The organism is Thalassospira profundimaris WP0211 (genome assembly GCF_000300275.1).
GTDB classification, from domain to species: domain Bacteria; phylum Pseudomonadota; class Alphaproteobacteria; order Rhodospirillales; family Thalassospiraceae; genus Thalassospira; species Thalassospira profundimaris.
Genome location: NZ_AMRN01000002.1, coordinates 522,267 through 547,199 on the forward strand (window position 1 = coordinate 522,267; position 24,933 = coordinate 547,199).

General features: G+C 55.0%; 19 protein-coding genes. 15 read left to right on the plus strand and 4 right to left on the minus strand.

The window, feature by feature from the left end:
* Positions 1–33: 33 nt before the first annotated feature.
* Together TH2_RS06600 and TH2_RS06605 are read right to left on the minus strand one after the other, a co-directional pair.
* Entirely contained in the window at positions 34–1,122 is a 1,089-nt protein-coding gene (locus TH2_RS06600) for a lipid A deacylase LpxR family protein (protein WP_008889629.1), read from the minus strand.
* A gap of 272 nt (positions 1,123–1,394) precedes the next feature.
* Positions 1,395–2,231 carry a DUF2189 domain-containing protein gene (locus TH2_RS06605; protein ID WP_008889630.1) on the minus strand — a complete coding sequence of 279 codons (837 nt, stop codon included), beginning with the start codon at positions 2,229–2,231 and terminating at the stop codon, positions 1,395–1,397.
* Positions 2,232–2,697: 466 nt separating this feature from the next.
* Here TH2_RS06605 and TH2_RS06610 point away from each other — a divergent pair, with 466 nt between their 5' ends.
* From TH2_RS06610 to queG, 10 genes are all read left to right on the plus strand, one after another.
* Positions 2,698–6,276: an AsmA family protein gene (locus TH2_RS06610; protein WP_008889632.1), complete on the plus strand. Its 3,579-nt coding sequence runs from the start codon at positions 2,698–2,700 to the stop codon at positions 6,274–6,276.
* Between the two features lie 170 nt (positions 6,277–6,446).
* Positions 6,447–7,973, plus strand: a complete 1,527-nt coding sequence (locus tag TH2_RS06615; protein ID WP_040822812.1) for an inorganic phosphate transporter — start codon at positions 6,447–6,449, stop codon at positions 7,971–7,973.
* A gap of 231 nt (positions 7,974–8,204) precedes the next feature.
* On the plus strand, positions 8,205–8,750 hold the full coding sequence (locus TH2_RS06620) for a VUT family protein (RefSeq protein WP_008889634.1): 546 nt from the start codon (positions 8,205–8,207) through the stop codon (positions 8,748–8,750).
* 124 nt (positions 8,751–8,874) lie between these two features.
* Entirely contained in the window at positions 8,875–9,927 is a 1,053-nt protein-coding gene (gene queA, locus TH2_RS06625) for a tRNA preQ1(34) S-adenosylmethionine ribosyltransferase-isomerase QueA (RefSeq protein WP_008889635.1), read from the plus strand.
* A gap of 6 nt (positions 9,928–9,933) precedes the next feature.
* Positions 9,934–11,076 (plus strand): tRNA guanosine(34) transglycosylase Tgt, encoded by a 1,143-nt coding sequence (tgt, locus tag TH2_RS06630; protein WP_008889636.1) that lies wholly within the window; start codon positions 9,934–9,936, stop codon positions 11,074–11,076.
* 3 nt (positions 11,077–11,079) lie between these two features.
* Positions 11,080–11,547, plus strand: coding sequence for a preQ(1) synthase (gene queF / locus TH2_RS06635; protein WP_008889637.1), 468 nt, complete (start codon positions 11,080–11,082; stop codon positions 11,545–11,547).
* Positions 11,548–11,753: 206 nt separating this feature from the next.
* Positions 11,754–12,278 (plus strand): RNA polymerase sigma factor, encoded by a 525-nt coding sequence (locus tag TH2_RS06640; RefSeq protein WP_008889638.1) that lies wholly within the window; start codon positions 11,754–11,756, stop codon positions 12,276–12,278.
* A 154-nt stretch (positions 12,279–12,432) separates the two neighbouring features.
* Entirely contained in the window at positions 12,433–13,428 is a 996-nt protein-coding gene (locus TH2_RS06645; protein WP_008889639.1) for a FecR family protein, read from the plus strand.
* Between the two features lie 239 nt (positions 13,429–13,667).
* Entirely contained in the window at positions 13,668–16,097 is a 2,430-nt protein-coding gene (locus TH2_RS06650) for a TonB-dependent siderophore receptor (protein ID WP_040823003.1), read from the plus strand.
* A 121-nt stretch (positions 16,098–16,218) separates the two neighbouring features.
* Positions 16,219–17,373: a tRNA epoxyqueuosine(34) reductase QueG gene (gene queG / locus TH2_RS06655; RefSeq protein ID WP_008889641.1), complete on the plus strand. Its 1,155-nt coding sequence runs from the start codon at positions 16,219–16,221 to the stop codon at positions 17,371–17,373.
* Here queG and TH2_RS06660 read toward each other — a convergent pair whose 3' ends face one another.
* A complete protein-coding gene (locus tag TH2_RS06660; protein ID WP_008889642.1) occupies positions 17,374–18,159 on the minus strand; it encodes a phosphodiesterase in 786 nt (261 codons plus the stop codon).
* Positions 18,160–18,234: 75 nt separating this feature from the next.
* Between TH2_RS06660 and TH2_RS06665 the strand changes: the two genes are divergently transcribed.
* Both TH2_RS06665 and asnB read left to right on the plus strand, forming a co-directional pair.
* Positions 18,235–18,507: a ribbon-helix-helix domain-containing protein gene (locus TH2_RS06665; protein WP_008889643.1), complete on the plus strand. Its 273-nt coding sequence runs from the start codon at positions 18,235–18,237 to the stop codon at positions 18,505–18,507.
* An 11-nt stretch (positions 18,508–18,518) separates the two neighbouring features.
* Complete coding sequence (asnB, locus tag TH2_RS06670; protein ID WP_008889644.1) at positions 18,519–20,378, plus strand: asparagine synthase (glutamine-hydrolyzing); 1,860 nt, start codon at positions 18,519–18,521, stop codon at positions 20,376–20,378.
* On the opposite strand, the gene TH2_RS06675 is transcribed toward asnB, so the two are convergent.
* Complete coding sequence (locus TH2_RS06675) at positions 20,346–21,425, minus strand: response regulator (RefSeq protein ID WP_008889645.1); 1,080 nt, start codon at positions 21,423–21,425, stop codon at positions 20,346–20,348. The two genes, asnB and TH2_RS06675, sit on opposite strands and share 33 nt — an antisense overlap.
* Positions 21,426–21,704: 279 nt before the next feature.
* Between TH2_RS06675 and TH2_RS06680 the strand changes: the two genes are divergently transcribed.
* From TH2_RS06680 to TH2_RS06690, 3 genes are read left to right on the plus strand one after another with little or no spacing between them, the layout of a single operon-like run.
* Positions 21,705–22,580 (plus strand): MurR/RpiR family transcriptional regulator, encoded by an 876-nt coding sequence (locus tag TH2_RS06680; protein WP_008889646.1) that lies wholly within the window; start codon positions 21,705–21,707, stop codon positions 22,578–22,580.
* Between the two features lie 22 nt (positions 22,581–22,602).
* Positions 22,603–23,991 carry an aspartate aminotransferase family protein gene (locus TH2_RS06685; protein WP_008889647.1) on the plus strand — a complete coding sequence of 463 codons (1,389 nt, stop codon included), beginning with the start codon at positions 22,603–22,605 and terminating at the stop codon, positions 23,989–23,991.
* Positions 23,991–24,821 (plus strand): beta-keto acid cleavage family enzyme, encoded by an 831-nt coding sequence (locus TH2_RS06690; RefSeq protein WP_008889648.1) that lies wholly within the window; start codon positions 23,991–23,993, stop codon positions 24,819–24,821. Before TH2_RS06685 ends, TH2_RS06690 begins: the two co-directional genes overlap by 1 nt.
* The last annotated feature ends 112 nt before the right edge of the window (positions 24,822–24,933 follow it).

Here is a 24,933-nt window from a genome sequence, read left to right on the forward strand (position 1 = left end):
ACGGGGCCATTTGGCCCCGTTTTTGTTTTCGGATCAGAACCGGAAGGAAAGCGAAAGCGACCCGAACTGGTCCGCGCCGCTTTGGGCGGTGAATTCCGGGGTGCGATAAACATGGGTGTAGGTCAGACGCGCCTGGCCGATGATCACGGCGAAACCGATCTGCAAATCACCAACCCATGGTTCCTTATCGACCGAAGCACTGTCGGCAAAGGTATTGCCATCAAGGGTGATGTCACGCGCGACATAGCGCCCGGCAAAACCGGCAAAGACATAACCGCTTAGCGGGAAGCCATCGGTGTCGGGGACAAAGAAATCCGATCCCGGAAGGCTTGGGCGGATGCGCGGCGGGCCATAATCCGCCGGCAGGTCAAAGCCCATCCGGAACATCGTGCCCAGTTCCGCATTGGTAAAGGCGTTACCCAGCGTCACGGCCCCGTGCGGGGTGGCGTCAAATTCAACACCCAACAGATCGGCTTCGAACCAGCCACGATATTTCCGTTCATAGGTCAGGCCAATTATCGGTTCGTTCTTGATCTGATTGTCCCAGCCTTCGGGGTGGGGGCTATCGATCAACTTGTGGACAAAGGATTGCGTTTCATCGGCAAGGGAAGCCGGACCAACCACGCCAAGGGTCAGTTCCAGCGTATCAATGCGCGAATAATTACTATCCGATCCGTTTTTCTGCAGACCGGTATCCGACAAAAGCCCGGCCGTACCATACAGCATCCCGGCCCATGGGCGGTCATTGGGCTGATTTTCCGCAACCGTGATGTCATCGGGCGTGTACATGGTCTGGCCCAAAGAATAGCTGGTGCGAATGCGTCCCTCGGATGCGAAGAACGGGACTTTTTTGGCAACGTTCAGAAAGCTCGCCGGGGCGTCGTCTTCGGGCGATATAAAGGCAAGCCGCACACCGTTGGTGTAATGCTGATCACTGTTTGTCGGCGTGAACAGATCGTTTTCAACCGAAAGCGACACACCCCATTTATCATCCGGGGTCCGGGTCGATTGCGGGCCATCGGCCGTATTGGTTTGCGCAAAAGCCCCTTGGGTACCCGCAAGCAGCGCGAACAGGGATGCGGAAACGGCGATAACGTGGCGGAGCGCACGGGCTTGATGCATGATCAAAAATAACTCGTAAATGCAGATGGTTGCCAGATGCTGATCTGTTGCCGACTGATCTTGGACAATTTATGGCAACGACGCCAGTGAAGTTTGCGGATGCGTGATCGATATCTCGCTGCCTTATACGCAGGTCAATCGCCACAAAGCTTAAACTGCTGGTCGCGATATTTGTTCCCATGCATGTATCGGTGCTACGCAAATAATTTGCGCAACAAAAAACGCCGCCCTTTGAACGGGCGGCGTTTAAAGATCAGTTAGCAGAGAGATGCTTACGGAACCTGACGGCGCAGGCGGGCGACATCAGCCTGACTTTCATCGATGATCCCGCGATAGGCATGCCAGCTTGAAAAGCCCAGAAGCGGCATCGTGATGGCAAGCCCGAACAGGAAGACGACCATCCCGCACGCAGACAGGATGGCAATCACGGCCCCCCAGCCAATCAGAACCTTCCAGTTTTTGCGAAACGCCGAAACGCTGATGATAACGGCGGTAATCACATCGACATCGCGATCAACCAGAAGCGGGATCGATACCACCGATACCGCAAAGGCAATCACCGCCAAAACCCCACCCAATAAACCGCCGGTAATCAGGAAGGTAATCGCATCGCGCGAGAAGAAGGTTTGCCAGACCAGCACATCAAGCGACGGCATGGTGCCGTTGTAAAACAGCGCAAAAAGCAACATCGCAATGCGCGTCCACGCCAAAAAGAACAACATCAGCAAAACACCGATGGCGCCGATCTGGCCGGGATTGCGGCGAAACCCATTCAGGCTGTGCCAAAGGGTAACGTTTTCGCCCATCTCAAGGCGGCGACTGGTTTCATAAAGTCCAACCGCAAGCACAGGTGCCAACAGCATAAAGCCCGCCGCAAGCGGCAAGGTCAGATAAGGTTCGCCAGAACGGAAAATGCTGAGCACGATCAGCCAACCGGCAATGGTGCAAAACGCCCCATAGGTCAGGCCGATGGCCGGGGTTCGTTTGAAATCACGCCAGCCCGCTTGCAGCCAGGCGCCTGATTGGTCGGTGGTGATGGTGCGTACAACGATTCCGCGTTGACCGGCGTCGACCGCTTTATCCGGCGTTTCGATTATTGTATCGGTCATTTTAATCCTCCCTGTCGCGATTGCGTACAACGATCATCCGGGTGGAATGAAAGTCAGGATTGAATTCTTTTTCTGTTTTATAAAATGTATCATTTCGGAGGCCGATTTCCACCATCCAATTGATTTTAAACTACGTATTTCGCCGTTTGGTAAATTCGTAAATGGCGTTAAAGGTTTTCTTTCCGGGTATTCCGGTTCTATTTTTAATGTTTCAAAACAGTGCAATATCTGCCGGATGCTTGATCAAAGCCCTGCTTTGACACACATGAAGATGGTGCCGATGGAACTCATCGCACGATCCCGGCGTTACGGATGGATCAAGCTTGCCTGAAATTAGCTATAATCTTTGGCCATTTTCTGTTGCGAGAGTCATCACGAGCCTTATGCTTTCGAACAAGAAATCAAACCTTTGTGGGTCGCGGCCTTTTTGGGCGGGGCGACCATGCGATCTAGCGGAGCCTGACTGTTGAAAAAAATCCTTGTCGCAATTGGTGCACTTCTCGTGGTTCTTGTCGCCGCGTTGCTGATCATTCCGTCATTGATTGACTGGAATGGCTATAAGGCCGAGGTCAGTCAGGCTGTTCGCGAGGCGACCGGACGTGAGCTTGATCTTACGGGCGATCTGTCGATGTCGCTGATCCCGTCACCATCCCTGTCGGCAACGGATGTCAGCCTTGGCAATGTACCGGGCGCACAGGATGCCGAAATGGTGTCGATTGACGAGGTCCGGGTTTCCGTTGCGCTGATGCCGCTTTTGACCGGCAATGTGCAGGTGACCGAAGTCAGCCTGATCAATCCGGTGATCGCGATTGAGACCTTTGAAGATGGTTCGAACAATCTGGTATTTGATCCCGCACAGGCCGCACGTTCCGGCCCGGACGCGGGAACAATCAGCACGCCGGGTACGGGTACTGAAAGCGCACCGCCACCAACCGAGAGTGCCGAGGGTACGACTGATGCCGCTGAGAGCACCGACAGTGATTTCGCCAGCACCATTCAGGTCGACCGTCTGGAAATTGAAAACGCGACCATCATCTATCGCGCGCCGGGCTCCGAAGAACGGATCGAGGGGCTTACCCTTGGTATATCGGCAGAGACCCTGAATGGCCCGATGGAGGGTGAAGGGTATGTTTTCTATCGCGGTATTCCGCTGACATTTGCGATGAATGTCGGGCAGATCAGCCAGACTGCACCGTTCCCGGTCAGCCTGAAACTGGGCATTGACGAGGTCGACGGCGGTGTCACCGTTGCCGGACGTGTCGATCTTTCAACGGATAACCCCGGTTTCGACGGCGAGATTGATGGTAATTTCGATGACCTGCGTGAAGCCGCCCTTCGGATTGCAGGCGACGATGCCGACATTCCCGATATAGCGGCCAAGCCGTTTGATCTTGGCGGGCACATCACGGCCAATGCCAAATCGGTGACGCTCAATGATCTTTCGATCCGGTTTGGTGAAACCCGCGGGTCTGGCGCGATTGCCATTGATCAGGAACCGAGCCTCAATGCCGATGTCGCGCTTCGCTTCAATCAGCTTGATCTTGATAGCATCCTTGTTCTGGCCGATATGGGCAATACAGGCGCATCGCCTGCGTCCAGTGACGCCAACAGCGCGCCGGAAGCATCAAGCGACGCCGGAGGTGGCGCACAATCGATCCCGTCGCAAAGCTCGGTCAAGAAAAACGGTGCTGCCAATGCACCGGCGATCCCGGCGGATCTGAAGGCGTCGATTGATTTTGAAGTCGAAACCCTGATCTATAACCAGACGCCGGTCCATAATGCGCGGATCAATGCGGCAATCGCCAATAGCAAGATCACGCTGAACGAAGTTTCTGCCGGTCTTCCCGGCGGGACAGATGTATCTGTCTTTGGCAGCATTTCCGGTAATACGCCGGACTTGAGTGCCGCACTTAGCTATGAAGTGGCATCCGAAAACATTCGTGCGGTCACGCGTTGGCTGGGTGTTGATGTCGACGGCATTCGTGCCGACCGTCTGCGCCGGTTCTCCTTGACCGGCGGGATCAAGGGCACATCCGAACAACTCAATATTTCCGATCTTGATCTTCGGGTCGATGATACCGCCATTCGCGGGGCCGTTGTTGCCAATCTCGGTGGATCGGGCCTGCCTGCCTTGGGTATTGGTCTGAAGCTCGACCGGATCAACCTGGATCAATATATCACAGCTGCGCCGGATGCGGACGTTTCCGTCTCTACGACTTCTGAGGCGGGCGGCAATGCATCGACCGGTGCTGCATCATCTTCATCGGATGCGGGCAATGCGTCTGCTGCCAAGCAGGACATGGTCAAGATCATCAAGGATGCGCTGGCCCCCCTTGAAGGCATGGCTGCCAATTACCGACTGGCCGCTGATGAGATCATTTCCTCTGGCGTGTCGGTACGTGGCATTTCAATTGATGGCAGCCTCAATGGTCAGAACATTACCCTGACCAATTTTGCGGTTGCCGATGCAGCAGGCCTTGCCGCCAGTGCAAAGGGCGCATTCAACGGTTCGGCCGATGTGCCGGCGTTTGATAACCTGTCCGTGCGTATCACGGCCAAAACGCTGGAGCCGCTGGCGAAGCTTACGGGTATTACCCTTCCGGCACCGGCCAGCAGTTACAAGAGTGTTCAGGCAAATCTGGATCTGAATGGCCCGGTCACAGGACCGACGGTTGCGCTTGATGTGTCCAACCCGCTGTTGCAGGTTGCGCTTGATGGCGTAGTTTCCGAGATGCTCGGCAGTAATCCCGGCATTGATGGCAAGCTTGCCGTTCAGGCATCCAGCCTGAACCGTGCGCTGGAGCTTTTGGCACCAACCTACACGCCATCGGGCAATCTCGGCCGACTGGCGGTTTCCGGCACGGTGAAGGGCAATGCGCAAAATGTCGCGCTCGATGGTCTGAAGCTTATCCTCGGCGCATTTGAAACGTCGGGTACCGTGCGCTTTGATGGTTCACAGGCACAGCCCAAGCTTTCTGTCGCACTATCGGGTGGCAAGCTTGTGGTGGATCCGTTCCTGCCAGCAGAAAAGCGCGCAAGCCTGATGCCCGGTATGGGCAGCGGCCCGCGCAAGGCGGCATTCAATCTGCCGAAAACCACGATGGTTACCCGCGTTGATGCCCGCGACGGCACGCCGTGGGATGACACCGCAATTGATGTTTCGGCCCTTCGTTCGATTGATGCTGATATTGCGGTTGCCCTGGATCAGCTTGATTTCGATACCTATAGCCTGATCAATCCGGACCTGAAGGCAACGTTGGTTAACGGGCTTCTCAGCATTCCGAGCTTTACCGGGCTTCTGGGGCAGGGTGACCTTACGATTAACGGCACCTTTGATGCGCGCAACACCGATGTGCCCAAACTGGCCCTTGCCGGTCGTTTGGACAGTGCGCGGATCGAAAGTCTTGTGCCGATCCGGGTGGCAAGTGACACCATCCTTGGCGGACTGGGACTGACATTTGATGCAAATGCGCAGGGAAATACATCGCGGCGTCTGGTGTCGGCCCTGAACGGTACGGCCAATCTGGTTCTGAACAATGTGCGGTTCAGCAATGCCGATAAACGGTCGCCGGATCCGCGCCTGAATATCGAGGCACTTCTGCGTCAGGGCCCGCAGGCCATGGTGGTTGAAGGTGTTGGCAACAACGATCTCATGCAATCGCTTGAAGCCGACATGACCATCACCAACGGCATTGCCAAAACCACCCGTGTCGAAGCACTGTCGCGGGTCGGCACAGCGGATGCGGATGCGACCCTTGATTTGCCGCGTTGGGTGATGGATACGCAGGCTGATTTCGATTTCTCTGAAAAAATCGAAGAATTGCCGCCGTTCAGCGTCTATGCCAAAGGCAAGATCGATGATCCGGTCATCACCGGACGCATGGACAAGGTTGCCGTTCGTGTTCTCGACAACCTGATCGACAAGGCACTGGGTGGCAGCGGATCAAGCAATGATTCATCGGGAACGGGTGGCTCTGGTGGCGGCTCTGCCGAGGATGCGGCCAAAGGCCTGCTTAAGGGGCTTTTGAACCAGTTCGGTCGCTGATATCAAATCCCTTGAAAATGTTGGAAAACGGCCCCGTTTTGTGGGGCCGTTTTTCTTTATCCTCAAAGGCTTATCCGAAGGTCGTCATAAAACAGCAAAAAAACCTTAACAAAGAGGTCCGGCTTCGACATGATCCGCCCGTCGATTCCCTTTGATGGTAACGGTTGATTATGTCGGTAAAGAAAACTGCTCTGGATAAGGATCTCAAGTGGCAAAAACGCATGGATGCGGGGCTGGGTGAAACAGCATCGATCAGTGCGAAGCTTGGTCTGGCACTTGTCTTCCTGCTTGCCTGTAGTGCGTTTGTCGCCTTTCACATGGGCGGACTGCCGCAAAGTGGCTTCCTGATCGCCGCCGCCGTTATCGGTGGTTACATGGCGCTGAATATCGGGGCCAACGACGTTGCCAACAATGTTGGTCCGGCGGTGGGTTCCAAGGCGCTGACCATGGTTGGCGCTCTTTTGATTGCGGCCATCTTCGAGGCTGCCGGCGCGATCATTGCCGGTGGCGATGTTGTCGGCACGATCAAGAACGGCATTATTGATCCAACCCAAATGCCCGATGCCCAAACCTTTGTCTGGGCGATGATGGCAGCCCTTCTGGCCGCGGCCCTTTGGCTGAACCTGGCCACCTGGTTTGGCGCACCGGTCTCAACCACGCACTCGATTGTTGGTGGTGTCATGGGGGCTGGTATGGCCGCCGTTGGCATCGGGGCCGTGAACTGGCCGACCATGGGCACAATCGCCGCAAGTTGGGTGATCTCGCCGGTTCTGGGTGGTTTGATTGCTGCCGGGTTCCTGGCCTTTATCAAGTTCCGCATTCTTTACACCGAAGACCGCGTGACGGCTGCACGCAAGTGGGTTCCGATCTTGGTCGGCGTCATGGTCTCGGCCTTCACGATGTATCTGATGATGAAGGGTGTGAAGAAAATCTGGAAGGCCGAAACACCGGTTGTGATTGCCATTGGTGTTGCCGCGTTCTTCCTGACCGTGATCCCGGTTCGCAAGGCCGTCTTCCGTGCCTCGGCCAGCATGACCGGCCGTCGCAAGGAAATCGCATCGCTGTTTCGCATTCCGCTTGTCGTGTCGGCAGCTCTTCTTTCCTTCGCCCACGGCTCGAACGATGTTGCCAACGCGATTGGACCGCTCGCCGCCATTGTTTCCGGTGTTGATAGTGGTCAGATCGTTACCTCGGCCCCGATCCCGATCTGGGTGATGGTCATTGGCGCGCTTGGTATTTCTGCCGGTCTGATCCTGTTTGGTCCGAAACTGATCAAGACGGTTGGATCAAAGATCACCAAGCTTGATCCGATCCGTGCCTATACCGTGGCATTGTCGGCGGCCCTTACGGTGATTGTCGCATCTGCACTGGGTCTTCCGGTAAGTTCGACCCACATTGCGGTTGGTGCTGTGTTCGGGGTTGGTTTCCTGCGTGAAAGCCTGTCGCATCGTCGTCGCAAGGTCGCATCGCCGATGTTGGTGGACCGTCCGGAAAACGAACAGGGCGACGAACATATCGAAGCGCTTCGTCAGATTGACCCGAGTGAGGCCGAAAAGGCCGAGAAGAAAATGCGCAAGCGCCTTCTGGTGCGTCGTCGTTATGCGGTGACGATCGCAACCGCCTGGGTGGTTACGGTTCCGGCCGGTGCCTTCCTAGGCGCGCTTCTGTTCTTCACCATTCGCGGCATCATGCTGTAACTTAAAACGAATATGGTTTCGCGGCGCGGCGCCCCATTTTCCCCGGGGCGACTTGCAGCGATCTGCAGCGGCGATCAGGTTTTCCTGATCGCCGTTTTTCCTTGACCGGGCCTTGGTCTGCGCGTAAACAGCCGCACCAAAGTTACACAGAATCCGTTCGTGATCGTCGCCCAGTATGGTGGGCCGCGAGATTTGTTATGCGTGGGTTCATTTGATGAGAAGGGCTAACAGATGAAAGCGATCATTTTCGGTGTCCTCGCCATGGCGGTGACCGTTGTCGCATCGAACATTCTGGTCGAATACCCGCTGCCCGGCGTTCTGGCGGACTGGCTGACCTATGGTGCCTTTACCTATCCGGTCGCTTTCCTTGTAACGGACCTGACCAACCGTGCACGTGGTGCGGCGGCGGCACGGGTTGTTGTTCTGGCCGGGTTTGCGCTGGCGGTTGTTCTTTCGCTGATCGTTGCGGATACGCGCATTGCCATCGCATCGGGTTCGGCGTTTCTGATTGCCCAGATGCTTGATGTGACCGTGTTTGACAAACTGCGCCGGGCAAGCTGGTGGAAAGCACCGCTGGTGTCGTCTGGCATCGGGTCGGCGGTTGATACCGCCTTGTTCTTCTCGATCGCGTTTGCCGGTACGGGTCTTCCGTGGGATACGTGGGCGATGGGTGATTTCGCAGCCAAGATGATCATGGCGCTGACCTGTCTGGCTCCGTTCCGTCTTTTGATGACGGTGATCACACCGCGCGCTGATGCGCAACCAGTCCGGGGCTAAGAACGGCCTGATGCATGGCCGGGGCGGATCAGATATGCCGACCGTGGCCTTGTGATTTATTGCGAAGGGGCGCATAAGACGCCCCTTCATTTGTGTTTCAATTGACCCGGAATTGCCCTGATCCATGAAAGTCGATCTGTTCGATTTTGAATTGCCGCGCGACCGCATTGCCGAACACCCGGCAAATCCGCGCGATGCAGCCCGCATGCTTGATTTGTCCGGCGATGGGACACAGGACCGCATCGTTCGGGAGCTGCCTGATGTTCTGCGTCCAGGTGATTTGCTGATTTCCAATGATACCCGTGTGATCCCAGCGCGCCTGTTTGGCAAACGCGGTGAAGCCAAGGTTGAAGTCACCCTGCACAAACAGGAAGGCCTTGGCACGTGGGTGGCATTTGCCAAACCGGCCAAGAAGCTGCGCATCGGGGAAACCTTCAAGGTTAATGATGAATTCGAAGCCGAAGTTCTTGCCAAGAAGGATGGCGGCGAAGTGACCCTGCGCTTTAACAAAACCGGCGCGGACCTGATTGCGGCCCTTGAAGAATTCGGTGTCATGCCGCTGCCACCTTATATCCGGCGTGATGCCGGCGGTGACGATCAGGACAAATCTGATTACCAGACCATCTTTGCCCAAAAGGATGGCGCGGTTGCAGCCCCGACGGCGGGGCTGCATTTTACCCCGGAACTTTTGGCCAATCTTGATGCACGCGGGATCAATCGCCGGACGATTACTTTGCATGTCGGGGCAGGCACCTTCCTGCCGGTCAAGGTCGATGATACCGATGATCACAAGATGCATGCCGAATGGGGTTCGATCAGCAAGGAAATCGCCGATCTGATCAATGAAACCCGTGCCAATGGCGGGCGTGTGGTTGCGGTCGGGACCACGTCGCTGCGACTGCTCGAAAGTGCCGCCCGCGAAGACGGGGTGGTTGAACCGTTCGAGGCAGAGACCGACATCTTTATTACGCCGGGCTACAAATTCCGCGCAGTGGATATGTTGCTGACCAACTTCCACCTGCCGCGTTCGACCCTGTTTATGCTGGTGTCGGCCTTTGCCGGGTTTGAACGGATGAAGGCGGCCTATCAGCACGCCATCGACAACGAATACCGTTTTTATTCCTATGGCGATTGCAGCCTGCTTGAATGCGCCAACAAAATTGATGCACGGACATAAGAATCGATGACCGAATTTCGCTATGAATTGCTTGCCCAGGATGGCAAGGCCCGTCTGGGGCGCATCCACACCGCGCACGGCGTGATTGATACGCCGACTTTCATGCCGGTGGGAACTGCGGCCACGGTTAAGGGCATGTTGCCGGAAAACGTTGCCGACACGGGTGCGCAGATCCTTTTGGGCAATACGTACCATTTGATGCTGCGTCCGGGTGCCGAACGTATCGCGCGTCTCGGTGGCTTGCACAAATTCATGAACTGGGACAAACCGATCCTGACTGATAGCGGTGGGTATCAGGTGATGTCGCTGGCGAAGCTGCGCAAGATCACCGAAGAAGGCGTCACCTTCAAAAGCCACATCGATGGTCGCAAGTTCAACCTGACGCCGGAACGCTCGATGGAGATCCAGCATCTGCTGGGATCGACCATCACCATGGCGTTCGATGAATGCACACCGTTCCCGGCCACCGAACAGCAGGCTCGTGAAAGCATGCAGATGTCGATGCGCTGGGCAAAACGGTCCAAGGATGCGTTTGTTAACCGCGAAGGCTATGCGCTTTATGGTATTCAGCAGGGCAGCGTTTTTGAGAGCCTGCGTCGCGAAAGCTCCGAAAAGCTGGCTGAACTTGACCTGCCGGGCCACTCGGTTGGTGGTCTTGCGGTTGGCGAGGGCCAGCAGATCATGTTTGATACGCTTGATTTCTGCGTTGATATGCTGCCTGCCAACAAGCCGCGTTATTTGATGGGGGTTGGCAAGCCGTCTGACCTTGTCGGTGGGGTGATGCGCGGCATTGACCAGTTTGACTGCGTGTTGCCGACCCGGTCCGGACGCAACGCACAGGCCTTTACCCATCGCGGGACGCTGAACCTTAAAAACGGCCGTCATCGCGATGATGATCGCCCGCTGGATGATCAATGTGGTTGCCCGGCCTGCACGAAATATTCGCGCGCCTATCTTCACCATCTGATCAAGGCTGGCGAGATTTTGGGTGCGGTTCTGCTGACCTGGCATAACCTTGCCTATTATCAGGATCTGATGCGCGGCATGCGCGAAGCGATTGCTGAAGGCCGCATGGACGCCTTCGCGCGCGATTTCCATGTTGGACAGGAAGGCGGGGATATCGATCCCGTGCCGATTATCGAGGACTAAGCCATGGCTGATCAAACCATTTACGACAACCTGACCATGCTGGGCGGCGATACCAAGCAACCCGCATCGCCAGACGAAGCGGTTCTGGAAAGGGTACAAAACCCGCAGGCCGGAACCGATTACTGCGTGCGTTTTGTCGCACCGGAATTCACATCGCTTTGCCCGATCACCGGTCAGCCGGACTTTGCCCATCTGGTGATTGATTACGTGCCCGGTGACTGGCTGGTCGAAAGCAAGTCACTGAAGCTTTTCCTGACCTCATTCCGCAATCACGGTTCGTTCCACGAAGATTGCACGATCAAGGTCGGCAAACGCATTGTCGAAACCCTTGACCCGAAATGGCTGCGTATCGGCGGATACTGGTATCCTCGCGGCGGCATTCCGATTGACGTGTTCTATCAGACCGGCCCGGCACCCGAAGGTGTCTGGATCCCCGAACAGGGCGTGGCCCCGTATCGCGGGCGCGGTTAAGCGCCAAGACAGGCGGCAAGGCATTCATAAATCTACTGAAAAGACCGTACGGTATCTCTCGGCGGTCTTTTTCTTTGGCTGTCACTGAAGGCTCGGATTGAGGCTGAAATTTGCGAATTATTCTCATTGTCATGATTTGAGATTGCTGTTATTCGATTGCCATCAGGCATTAGCCTGCCTCTTGGCAACCAATGGTCGGACATCAAATGGCGCGCAACAGCGCTTCAATCTTGATTGCAAGTTTTCAGGAAAACTATGAACAGCTTTTGCGGTTTTTGACCCGGAAGCTGAATGGTGATTCCGAACGTGCTGCCGATGTTGTGCAGGATACCTATGTCCGGCTTGCGGGAACGTCCGAGCTTGATGAAACCATTGATAATCCGCGTGCCTACATCTATCGCGTGGCGGGGAACCTTGCGATAGATCGTATTCGCCGCGAACGGCGTATATCCGCACATGTGGAAACGGATCAAACGCAATCAGAAATTCATGATCCGCAGCCGGGGCCGGAAAAGATTTTCCTGTCCCGCGAACAGATTAACATCCTTGATCATGCGCTTTCCGAACTGCCGGAAAAGCCGCGCCGGGCACTTTTGCTGTTTCGTGTTGATGGGCTGTCACATAGTGAAATTGCTGATCGGCTGGGCGTGTCGAACAGCATGGTCGCGAAATATATCGCGGGTGCCCTAAAGCATTGCCGTGACGCCCTTTTGGCGGAGGGCAGAAAATAATGATAAATTTTGTTGCGGAATTGATCGCGGTTATTCGTCTAATGAACAGGGGCGGCGTCTCAGGCGTGGCCGCAATGGATATTCGGGGATACAGGTTTTGGCGTCCGGTATAAGCACAGACCAAGCCACAGTGCTACAGGACTATGACGATGACATGATCGTACTCAGCGATCAGGCCATAGAACGTCTGGTGCGTCTGCATTCCGGGGATGCCACGTCGTCCGAGTTTCATGAATTCGATATCTGGCGCGCCCAAAGTTTGGCGCATGAACGTGCCGCCCGTGATGCCGAAGGGCTGCTTGGTGCACTTGGCGAAACCGAAACGGCCCAGCACGCTAATTGGCGCGATATGGTTGATCCTCAAAGTGCATCGATTGCACCAGCAATCGCCAAGAAACCATTGGTGCAGGCACGGTCGCGTGGCTTTGTCCGCCATCGGCCGGTTGTATCCGCATTCGCAGGTCTGGCGGCGATGCTGATGCTTATGGTTGCCGGTCTTGAAGTCGGCGACATATGGGCGCGCTATCATGCGGATTATGTCACCGAGACGGGGCAGTATCAGAGCATCGAACTGCCCGATGGGTCGCTCGCGCATATGAACACGGCATCGGCCTTCTCGATTGATTTTTCCGGGGATGCTCGGCGGATCAGTCTGGTATCGGGGGAAGTCATCTTTGATGTGGCAAAGGATGCCGATCATCCCTTTATCGTTGCGGCACTTGATGGTGAGGCGATGGCTGTTGGCACGGTATATGGCGTTCGCATCGAGGATGACTGTGCGAAAGTCACCGTGCAGGAAGGCATTGTTGAGGTTCGCAATGGCACGGGTCCGGCTCTTCGCCTATCCGCGGGGGAGCAAGGGGCCTATCAAAGCGGGCAGGCACCGGAAATCAACACGGATGCGGATATCGCAACCTATGGCAGTTGGCAGCGCGGCAAGTTGATCTTTAACAGCCAGCCACTGGGTACGGTGATTGCCGAAGCCCAGCGTCATACCTCCGGACGGATTGTTGTCGCACGTGATGGGGTGCGCGATATGAAAGTCACCGGTGTATTTGAGATCGCCCGACTGGATGATCTGCTGCAATCCATCGAGCAAACCACCGGTGCGCACGTCATTGAGTTGCCGCTCCTGACGGTAATCTACTAACCGCAAAGTCCCGGTTTCCCCACGGGTTTCAAAAAAATTTCAAAAAATTGAAAAATCTGGTGCAAGTCACGTTAGGTGAGATCGTCTTAAGGTTAAACGCGAATGATTGTAGTTATGAATATCATTCGCAATGGGGAATCTAACCAGAAGGCCTTATGATGAATTCAGTAAATGCGATGACGAAAACGACCTTCAAAGCGTCGGTTAATCGTTGTCATGGGGGAACGCGCAGTCTTTGGATGCGCAGACTTGTTGCAACCACACTCATTTCCGGCTCGGCATTGTTGAGCCCATGGCAGGCAGAAGCCAGCAATATTGCGACCGATACGGCCAGCGGTGTTGAAGTCGCCCAATCGAACACGGTCACGGTTGATATCCCGGCGCAAAGCCTTGACCGCGCCCTGACCAGCCTGGCAGATCAGGCCAACCTGAAACTGTTCTTCCCGTCAGAAGGGCTTGGTGGTCTTGAAGCGCCAGCCCTTCAGGGGGAAATGCCTGTCGACGCAGCACTCACGACATTACTACGTGGTTCTGGATACACATGGCGTTACACAGATGGTGGCACCATTACCGTTGAGCAGCTCAGTTCCGGCAGTGAAGATGTGCTCGATACTGTTCGGGTCGAAGCAACTGTGACTGAAGAGGCCGATGGTCCGGTTGATGGCTACATCGCGACAAAATCACTGGCGGCGACAAAAACTGGAACGCCGATCCTTGAGACTTCCCAGAGCATCACGGTCGTAACCAAAGATCAGATGGAAGATCAGGGATCCCAGACGGTTATGCAGGCCGTGCGCTATACACCCGGTGCATTCACCGGGCAGGTCGGTGCGTCCAATCGTTATGACTATGTGATTTTGCGTGGTTTGGTTGATCGGTCGATCGACAATATTTATCTCGATGGCCTGAAAACCATGGGGGATGATTCGACCTACAGCTCAATGCAGGTCGACCCCTATTTTGTCGAACGTGCAGATGTCGTCAAAGGTCCGGCGTCTGTGTTGTATGGACGCAGCTCACCCGGTGGCATCGTCGCGCTTTCAAGCAAAAAGCCGCAGTTTGAACAACAGGGCGAGATTGAGGTTTCCTATGGTAACCGTAATCAACGCGGTATCGGCTTTGATCTCACCGGTCCGCTTGATGAAGCCGGAAAACTTGCCTTTCGTGTAACAGGCAAGGCGGATGCCGCAGATACCCAATATACCGGCACTGAAGAGGAGCGTTATGCGATTGCACCATCGCTGACGGCGAATTTCACTGACGATACGCGTATTACGCTGATGGCGTATCTGCAGAAAGACCCGGAAGGTGGCACCCACAACGGTCTACCGTCAGACGGTACCTTGTTCCCGCGCAATGGCAAATACATCTCAACCGGGTTTTTTGATGGTGATCCGTCGCTTGAAGCGTACGAACGGACCCAAAATATGATGGGCTATCAGTTCGAACATGATTTCGATGATAATCTGACTGCGCGGCAGAACTTCCGCTTTCTTGATGCATCGGTTCATATCGATCAGATTTATCAGACCGGTTGGGATGGGGCGTCTGATAACCTGAACAGGACCTATGGTGGTGGTGATGAAGACTTGCGTGCCTATGCGGTCGACAACCAACTTCAGGCCGAATTTACGACAGCTGATATTGATCACACCGTTCTGGGTGGTTTTGACTATCAACATCGTCGCGTCGAGAATGCCTGGCAGTTTCGAAGCGCATCTGACATCAACGCTTTTAATCCGGTTTATGGAAGCCCCGGCGTAACGCTTGGTACGTCGACAAACAGCAAAGTTCAGACGCTTGAGCAAGCCGGTCTTTATCTTGAAGACCAGTTCGAATACGACAAATGGCGTTTTTCATTGGGCTTGCGTCAGGATTGGGTCGAAACCACCAAGCATGACCGACTGACACAGAAAAACACCGGCGAAGAACGTCAGAAACTTACTAAGCGGGCAGGGGTGCTGTATCTGTTTGATAATGGTGTCGCGCCCTATGTCAGCTACTCTGAATCCTTCAATCCAAGCCTGTATTCCGACGTTGATGGCAATCCGATCGAACCGTCCGAGGGAACACAATATGAGGCCGGTGTGAAATACCAGCCTGACAACGGCAACCTTCTTTTGAGTGCGGCGGCCTTCTATCTCGAACAGGATAATGTTGCGGTCTTTGACTCATCGACGAATGCCTATGATCCGGTCGGAAAGATCGAAAGTCAGGGGCTTGAGTTTGAAGCACGGGCCAACCTCAACGAAAACTTGAGTGTGATTGCATCTTATACCTACACGGATGCGGCCTATGATGCGCCGGGCGATATCAAGGACGGCAAGCAACCGATGCAGGTGCCTGAACATATGGCATCGCTTTGGGGCAACTATTCCTTCTATTCGGGTGTGCTGAATGGTCTGTCTGTCGGCGCCGGTGCGCGGTTTGTTGGCGAAATGGCGGCAAACGAGACGAACACCATTGCGGTTCCCGATTACACGATTTTTGACCTGTCTCTGAACTATGACATGGCCAATGTCGGGTTGGAGAACACCGATCTTCGGGTGAATGTGAATAATCTGCTTGATGAGGAATATATCGCATCGTGCCTTATCACATCGTCGTCCGATAACTGTTACTACGGCGAAGAACGTTCAATCCTTGCGACTGTTCGCTATCGTTTCTGATCGGACGCCGATTTCAGTTCAAAAGGCCGCAGCTTCTTGCTGCGGCCTTTTGCGTTTTGGGCAGATGATTATATAAGGCAGCAGAGAGAGGCCGCGAAACAAGACAAGCCCGACACAAGCCATGACAACGAAAACGCGCCAAAATATCACGTTTGAAATACTTCAGGCCAAAGCCCGTGAAATCGGCTTTGATGTCTGTGGTGTGGCGCGTCCGAAGATTGATGCGCGCAATCAGCAACGTCTTGATGAATTTGTCGCGGGTGGTGAATACGGTTCTATGGCGTGGATGAATGATCCTGAACGCCTGCCGCGTCGGCGCGATCCGGAAATGCTGTGGCCCGATGTCAAATCTGTGATTGTGCTTGGTAGCAATTATGGTCCGGCGGAAAATCCGATGGCACTGCTGGATCATCCGGATCGGGCAATGATTTCGGTTTATGCCAAGAACAAGGATTACCACGACCTGATCAAAAAGCGCCTGAAGCAATTGGCGCGCTGGGTTGTTGAACAGTCCGGTGGGGTGGAACAGGTCAAGGTTTTCGTCGATACGGCCCCGGTTCTCGAAAAGCCGTTGGGGCAGGCATCCGGGATCGGGTGGCAGGGAAAACATACCAACCTTGTGTCGCGCGAATTTGGCAGTTGGCTGTTTCTGGGCGAGATTTTTACAACCCTTGATCTGCCAGAAGCCGAACCGGAAATCGATCATTGCGGGTCGTGCACCAAATGCCTGTCGGCCTGTCCCACCGATGCCTTTCCGGCCCCCTATAAGCTCGATGCGCGCAAATGCATATCGTATTTGACGATCGAGCATGACGGGCCAATCCCGCTGGAATTCCGTAAGCCGATGGGTAATCGCATTTATGGTTGTGATGATTGTCTGGCCGTGTGCCCGTGGAACAAGTTTGCGACCCGGACCGAAGAACTGGCCTTTATCCCGCGCGCCGAACTGACGGCACCACGATTGGCCGATTTCCTTGATCTGGATGACGCCGGATTTCGGGCCTTCTTTACCGGATCGCCGATCAAGCGCATTGGTCGGGCGAAGTTCCTGCGCAATGTTCTGATTGCAGCCGGCAATAGTAAGGCACCGCGCCTGATCCCGCGCATTGAAAATCTGCTGTCAGATGAAAGTGCGTTGATCCGTGCCAGTGCGGTCTGGGCCCTGTCGCAATTGATGAGTGCTGCTGAATTTGCCAGTCTCAAGGATATTCACGCGAAAATCGAAAGCGATCCGGTTGTTCTGGCGGAATGGGATCAGGCCAGTAACGCCGCCTGATCACAATTGCATATCGAACTTCACGAAATTGAAGTGATAACGAAGCCCGCCTTTGGCATCGGCAAAGGCAATCCCGTAACCCGGTCCTAGCGGGTTCGGATCCTGAAGCTCTTCTTCTTTCTCATGACGGAAATCAAGCGGTTCACCCGACTGGGTGCTGTTGCCCAAAACAAACGGCACGCCCAGCCAGGTGCCGGTTGCCGGGCGATGCAGATGGCCAAAGAACAGATGTTTGATCTGCGGGTTGCTTGATACGATTTCGCCAAGCGCATCTTCGGCATCCAAGCGAATGGTATCCATAAACGGCAGGCCCATTGCCATCGGCGGATGATGCATGAACAGGAAGGTTGGCGTATCCCGATGCGCGGTCAATTCATCGCGCAGCCAGTCAAGGCGTTGCGCACAAAGCGTGCCGTGATGGTGGCCGGGAACGACGCTGTCCATCATGACAAAACGCACACCGTTGAAGGTTTGCCCGAAATTGACAAAGCCGTGGGTGTCGGTTTCGGTTGTCGGAAAGGCATCACAAAATGCTTCGCGGATGTCGTGATTGCCCGGAATAATCAGATAGGGAATGGCAAGATCAGATAAGATATCGACAGCATTTTCATACTGTTCCGGCGTGCCGCGGTGGGTGATGTCGCCGGTGATGATGCAAACTTCGGCATCCGCGTGATAGGTGTTCACCTCGTCAATGACCTTGCGCAGCGTCGCGGCCGCATCGGGCAGGCGCGACACATCATTTCGCGCCAGAATATGAAGGTCGGAAAGATGTATGAATTTCATGTCGATGCCCTATCATGGCGGAAAGCTTTTGAAATCATGGTCGTTTTTGCACCGGAATTAAAGATTTAAACACCGATGGAAGATGCCGTTCGTAAAAGATCAGTGACAATTGCCGGGCACCGGACCAGTTTTTCGCTTGAAGATGCCTTCTGGGAAGAGCTGGTCGGCATTGCACAGCGCCGTGCCATGACATTGGCCGAACTGGTTGTCGAAATCGATACCGACCGCGAAGGCAACTTGTCGAGTGCGCTCCGCCTTTATGTTTTGCGCGACCTGCAAAGTCGATTGGTCGGTGGAGCGAGCGGATTTGAACCGTCCGATCTTGAAAGCCTCAGCGACCAGAATTAAGCAGGGTATCCATGTGTGGCATCGCGGGCTCAACCCAACCGAACGATCACCGTGCCGTCGATGCGATGCTTCAACGTCTTGCGCATCGGGGGCCGGACGGCTCGGGTGTCTGGTTTGACCCAAATGGAAAGATCGCCCTCGGCTGCGCACGTCTTGCCACCACCGATCTGACGGGGCAGGCCAACCAGCCACTTATAAGCGCGGACGGGCGATTTGTTCTGGTTTTCAACGGTTATATCGCGGGACATCGGCCGAGGATACAGGCGGCAACCCGCGACGGCCTGACATTCCAAACCTGGAATGATGCGGAACTTGTTCTGCAGTTGATGTCTGGCGCAATCGGTCAGGGAAGTGATCCAGCACAGGTGCTCCAAACATTGTCGGGGCAGTATGCGTTTGCATTATGGGATGTGGCGCAATCTTGCCTGTGGCTCGCGCGTGATCCGTTGGGCATCAAGCCGCTCTATGTTTTGAGCCGTCCAGGCGGTCACATTGCCTTTGCGTCAGAGATATCTGCGCTTTCTGCAATTGCACCGCTTGTCCGTGATGAGGGAATCAAATCGACATATCTTGCCCATCTGTTTGTGCCAGCACCCAAAACCGGGAAAGAGGCCGTAAAACTTCTTTCACCCGGTACGCTCATGCGCTGGCAGGCGGGCGAGGTTTCCACAGGCCACATCGCGCACCCGGCATATAGGGCCGACAAGGCTTTGCAGATGCCGAAGGCGGGCGGTTTGTTGTCTGCTGTTCGTCAGTCGGTTGCCGACGCGATGGATGCGGATTGCGAATTGGGATGTCTGGTTTCGGGGGGGCTGGATAGTGCGGGTGTCGCGGCATTGGCGTGCGATATTGCGCGCGAACGCGGGCAGGTAGCTCCCAAGGCATTTGTCATGGGGTTTGATGATCCGGCCCTTGATGAAACGGCTGTTGCGCAAAAACTCTGTCGGTATCTTGGGCAAGAACTGCATGTCTTTGCAGCACCGACGCAGCCAGAGGACATCTATCAGGAACTTGTTGCGGCCTTGCGCAGTGTTGGCGGGCCCTTTGCCAATCCGTCGATCGTCCTGATGCAGTGCCTTGCAAAAGCGGTGAGCCGGGATGTCAAAGTATGTCTGTCTGGCGACGGTGGGGATGAGCTGTTTGGCGGCTATCCGCGATATCGGGCCGCACAGCTTTACGAGACATATTGGCGCCATGTGCCAAGACCGGTTCGGCGACTGACGGCAAAGCTGTATGACGCGGGAAATCGACGGGAAATTCATCGCTTTCTTGCTGGTGGATCAGGGGCGCGCAATAATGCCTTTGCCGTCTGGAACAACCGGTGTGTGATACCCGAATGCGATGCCAGAATAGCGCAGCATCCTGATTTAGGCGGCAGCCTGACAGACGCGATGATCCATTTTGATCGCGATGTGACGCTTCCGGGCAATCAGCTTTTGATGTCGGATCGTTGTGGAATGGCCCATGGGCTTGAATATCGGTTGCCGCTTTTGGGGCATAATGTTGTGCGCATCGCGGCGTCAGTGCCGGCGAAGCAACATCTGAAACATGGCCCAAAATCCCTCTGGCGCAGAGCCGTTACTCCCTACTTGCCAGCGGGGCATGTTCAACACCACAAGATCGGCTTTAATCCGCCAGTAGCCAGGTGGCTTTTGGGTGTTGCCCGATATCTGTGGGGGGATGAGAACCGAATTATTGAGGCGATCTTCGCCGATGTCACCATTACGCAGGGTTACAAGACGGCATATTGGAAGCGCGCCGTTTCGGGCAAGGATCTGGATATGGCGCTTAGTGTCTGGGCGCTGATGGTCTGGCAAGTCTGGCTTGAACTGGATGGATCAGATATGGGGTGCGCTGCTGATACTGCGTGATCTGCGATACAGATTGAGCGCGGTCAGGGCCGTCGGGGCCAGTTGTACCACTTGGCGCGAGAGTGACAGCAGTCGGTCTTCATCCGGATCATTGTCTTCGAAGACGGATTGGGTGGTTTCGCAAAGTTCGGAAAGCTGGCGCAATCCAAAAGTCCCGGATGTGCTTTTAAGCGCATGAACTTCGTTGCGGACCGTGGTCATGTCGTCTTCTGACAGGGCCTTGTCGATCTTGACCAGACGGGATTCCGTTTCATTGATGAAAATCTCGATGCCGCATCCCGCACCTTCGTCCCCGGCATCGGTGTAAAGTTGTTCCAGAATACGCACATCAAGAACCGGACTGGTCAGGGATTCCGGACGGTACGGACGACCGATCCGTGCCCCCTTGCTGCGTTTTTGGGCTGCGTTCGGATCGCCTGTGGTGCCGCTGCGCCGGGTGATCAGTTCCTGCATGGTTTTGATCAGTTTTTGCCGCTGAATAGGTTTGTTGATGAAATCATCAACACCCGACTGGCGGGCAATGACATTCCAGTCACGCGACTGATGGGCGGACAGTGCAATGATCGGCGTGCGCGAAACCGGCCCGCTCATATGGCGGATGCGGCGGGTGGTGTGCAGCCCGTCCATATCAGGCATTTCGACATCCATCAGGATCAGGTCGGCATTCACCCCACGCTTGAGCATGTTTAGCACCGTCTGGCCGTTGCTGGCCTCGACAATGCCATATCCCTCGGCCTGCAGAATGCGGCGTGCCACCATGCGGTTGCTTTCGCTGTCATCGGCAATGATGACGGTGCCGATTTTGGCATCATTGGCAGAGCTGGCCGTTTCAATCCGTTCGGACTGCGGGACTTGCGGCTTGACGAAGCACACCGAAATCATGCCGCCATCGGCAAGTTCGGTCTCATTGAAGATCAGGTCTTCCTCGGCAATTCCGGAGATCAATTGTTCCCACGCCGGATTGGCAAAAACAATCCGTTCGTCTGCATCAAACAGCGCAATGCCTGTCTGTGCCTGATTAAGGGCCTCGATGATCTTCGTTTCCATTGGACATCGACCGATTCGGTGCCTCGGTTTCCACCAAAGGGCACATTTGAATTTCCCGTATGAAACGCAAAGGTTTCATTTGTGAGTCCAGTTATTTTTACAGTTTTTTCTAATAAGTCCATGTTTTTTAGGCGTCACACCGAATGTCCCGGTCCCAAAGATGAAACAGAGGTGCGAAACATATGTTTCGTACCTTTTATTTTTTGAAACATCTGTTGTGCGTCGCGGCTGCCTGTGGCGTAATCTTGGTCTTCCTGACAGGGCAAGGATATTCGGGTGATGGGTTTGCAAACTGATCTGCGTGAAAAGCTGATTTCGGACTACGCAAAGCTTAGTCCGCAAATGCAAAAGGCTGCGCGCTATATCCTGGATCATCCAAATGATGTCGCCTTGCGTTCCATGCGGGCACTGGCCCGTGCGGCAAATGTGCCGCCAAGTACGGTCACTCGTCTGATGACTGCGATTGGCGTCGAAACCTGGCAGGACTTCCGGGATCATTATCAAACCCGGTTGCTTGATCAGCCCGCAAGCTACGCCCGCCGCGCGCGCGAAACGCAAAAGACTGATAACGATGTCGACCGGGACCAGCATCTTCTTGAAAGCATTTGCCGCACCGAAATCGACAATGTCAGTGACGCTTACTCGCCGGATCTTGTGTCACGCATGATTGCGACCTGCGAGGCGATTGAAAACGCCCGTCAGGTCTTCATCGTCGGTCGGGGGGCCGCATATCCGGCCGCGTTCCAGTTTGCTTATGCCTATCGGCTGTTTTGCGACAATGGCGTCTTGGTCGATGGCCATTCCGGCACTTTTGGCGATGAACTGCGTGGCATTGGACGGCGTGACATCATGATTGCTGTCGGGGCAAAACCCTATATTCGCGACACGGTGCGTGCGGTTGAGTTTGCCCACTCCCAACACTGCCCGGTCATTGCCGTGACAGACTCTGATGTTTCACCGATTGCGACGGATGCCCACAGTAAACTTGTGGTGCGTGACACCTCGCAATCGTTTTTCCAAAGTTTTACCGCCGCCCTTTCCGTGATGCAGGCCCTTGTTGCCCTGCTGGTCGCGCGGGGCGGTCCCAAGGCCCTGCAACGGATTGCCGCTGCAGAAGAACAACTCGCTGTCTTTGATACATATCTCGAAGACTAGGCACTTTACGGAACGCCCGATCATGACCAACGCGTCAAACTCTGCCCGATCCTCTGTCCCGATCCCGAATGGCGGAACACGTGTTCTGCACCGCTCGAGCACATCCATCCCCCCACGCGCAGTCAGGGGGGAGGGGATCTATATTTTTGACCAGAACGGAAAGAGTTATCTTGATGCTTGCGGTGGGGCAGCCGTGTCATGCCTTGGGCATTCCGATCCGGATGTCCGTGCTGCCATGCATGCGCAGATTGATCAGATTGCCTATGCCCATTCCGGGTTCTTTTCATCCGATGCGATGGAAGAACTCGCCGATGAACTGGTCGCATCGGCGCCCGAAGGCATCGACAAAGTCTATTTTGTTTCCGGCGGGTCGGAGGCCACTGAGGCAGCCCTTAAAATGGCGCGCCAGTATTTTTTGGAAATCGGGCAGCCGGACCGTAAATACGTCATCGCCCGTCGCCAATCCTATCACGGCAATACGCTTGGCGCGCTGTCGGTTGGTGGCAATATGTGGCGGCGCAAACAGTTCGAACCGCTTCTGATCACCGCAAGTCACATCGCACCTGTTTATCAGTATCGTGATCAGCGTGATGACGAAACGCCAGAGGCCTATGGCCTTCGCGTTGCCAAAGAACTGGAAACCGCGATCCTTGAGCTTGGGGCGGAAAGCGTGGCGGCATTCGTCGCCGAACCGGTTGTCGGGGCAACCGCCGGTGCGCTGGCACCGGTGCCAGGCTACTTCAAACGCGTGCGCGAGATTTGCGACAAATATGGTGTGTTGCTGATCCTTGATGAAGTCATGTGCGGCATGGGGCGCACCGGCACCCTGCACGCGATTGAGCAGGAAGGCATTTCTGGCGATCTGCAAACCATCGCCAAGGGGCTTGGGGCAGGTTACCAGCCGATTGGTGCCGTGCTTGTGTCAAAGAAAATCAACGATGCCATTGCCAATGGATCGGGTTTCTTCCAGCACGGTCACACCTATCAGGGGCATGCAACCGCCTGTGCGGCTGCGCTTGCGACCCAACGCGCCATCAAGGAACGCAACCTTCTGGCCAATGTCGTTAAACAGGGCGAAAACCTTGTCACGGCACTTCAGGCAAAACTGGGCCAGCATCCGTTTGTTGGTGATATCCGCGGACGCGGCCTGTTTCGCGGGGTGGAGCTTGTGGCGGACCGTGAAACCAAGGACCCGTTTGATCCCACCCTTAAAATCAATGCCAAGATCAAGAAGGCGGCCTTTGCACGCGGTCTGATGGCCTATCCGATGGGCGGCACGATTGATGGCGTTCGCGGCGACCATGTGTTGTTTGCCCCGGCCTTCATCATTGATGAAAACGATGTCGCCAAGATTGTCGATCTGTTTGCCTGTGCGCTTGATGATGTCTTTAAGGCCGAGGGACTGGCGTGATGGGATATGGTGACAAACCGTTTCTGATTGCCTCGGCCCCAAATGGTGCGCGCAAGACAAAGGCCGATTTACCAAATATTCCCATCACGCCAGCCGAAGTCGCAAGGACGGCTTTGGAATGCAAGGCATCCGGTGCATCGATGATGCATCTGCATGTTCGCGATGAGGATCAAAAACACAGCCTCGATGTTGGTCGTTATCGCGAAATGCTGACCGAGGTCAGATCATCGGTTGGTGACGATATGCTGTTGCAGGTCACGACCGAGGCGGTTGGCATTTATACAGCCCAGCAGCAGATGGAAATGATCATAAACCTGCAGCCAGAGGCGGTGTCAATCGCTGTGCGTGAAATTGCACCCGTCGATGCTGACCTCAATGCACTCAAATCGTTTTTCGAATTCATGCGCGAAGCCAAAATCGCACCGCAACTGATCCTGTATGCGCCTGAAGATGTGGCGCGCTTTAATCAGCTTGTTGAAATCGGCGTTCTGCCCGGCGACAAATTCCCGGTCTTGTTCGTGCTGGGCCGCTACACCGCGGGTCAGGTGTCGCAACCCTTCGAACTTTTGCCGTTTATCGGGGCCAGTTCATATGTCTCGGAATGGATGCTGTGTGCGTTTGGGCCTTATGAAAACGCCTGCATTCTGACGGGCGCTGGACTGGGTGGGCATGCGCGTATCGGATTTGAAAATAATCACCTTAGGGTTGACGGATCGCCTGCTTCGAACAATGCTGAACTTATTGCCCAGGCACATGATGGTTCGATCCTGATGGGGCGGAAGATCGCGACAGGTGAACAGGCCCGCCAGATTATGCAACCCATGTGGTAGGAGGGGCAAAAAGAACCGGACAATACGCACAAATACTGAATTTCGTCAGGAGGTTTCGGGGTTATAGGGTTTTATTCCGCCAAGTCGGACACTATAATCCCCATCGTCGAAA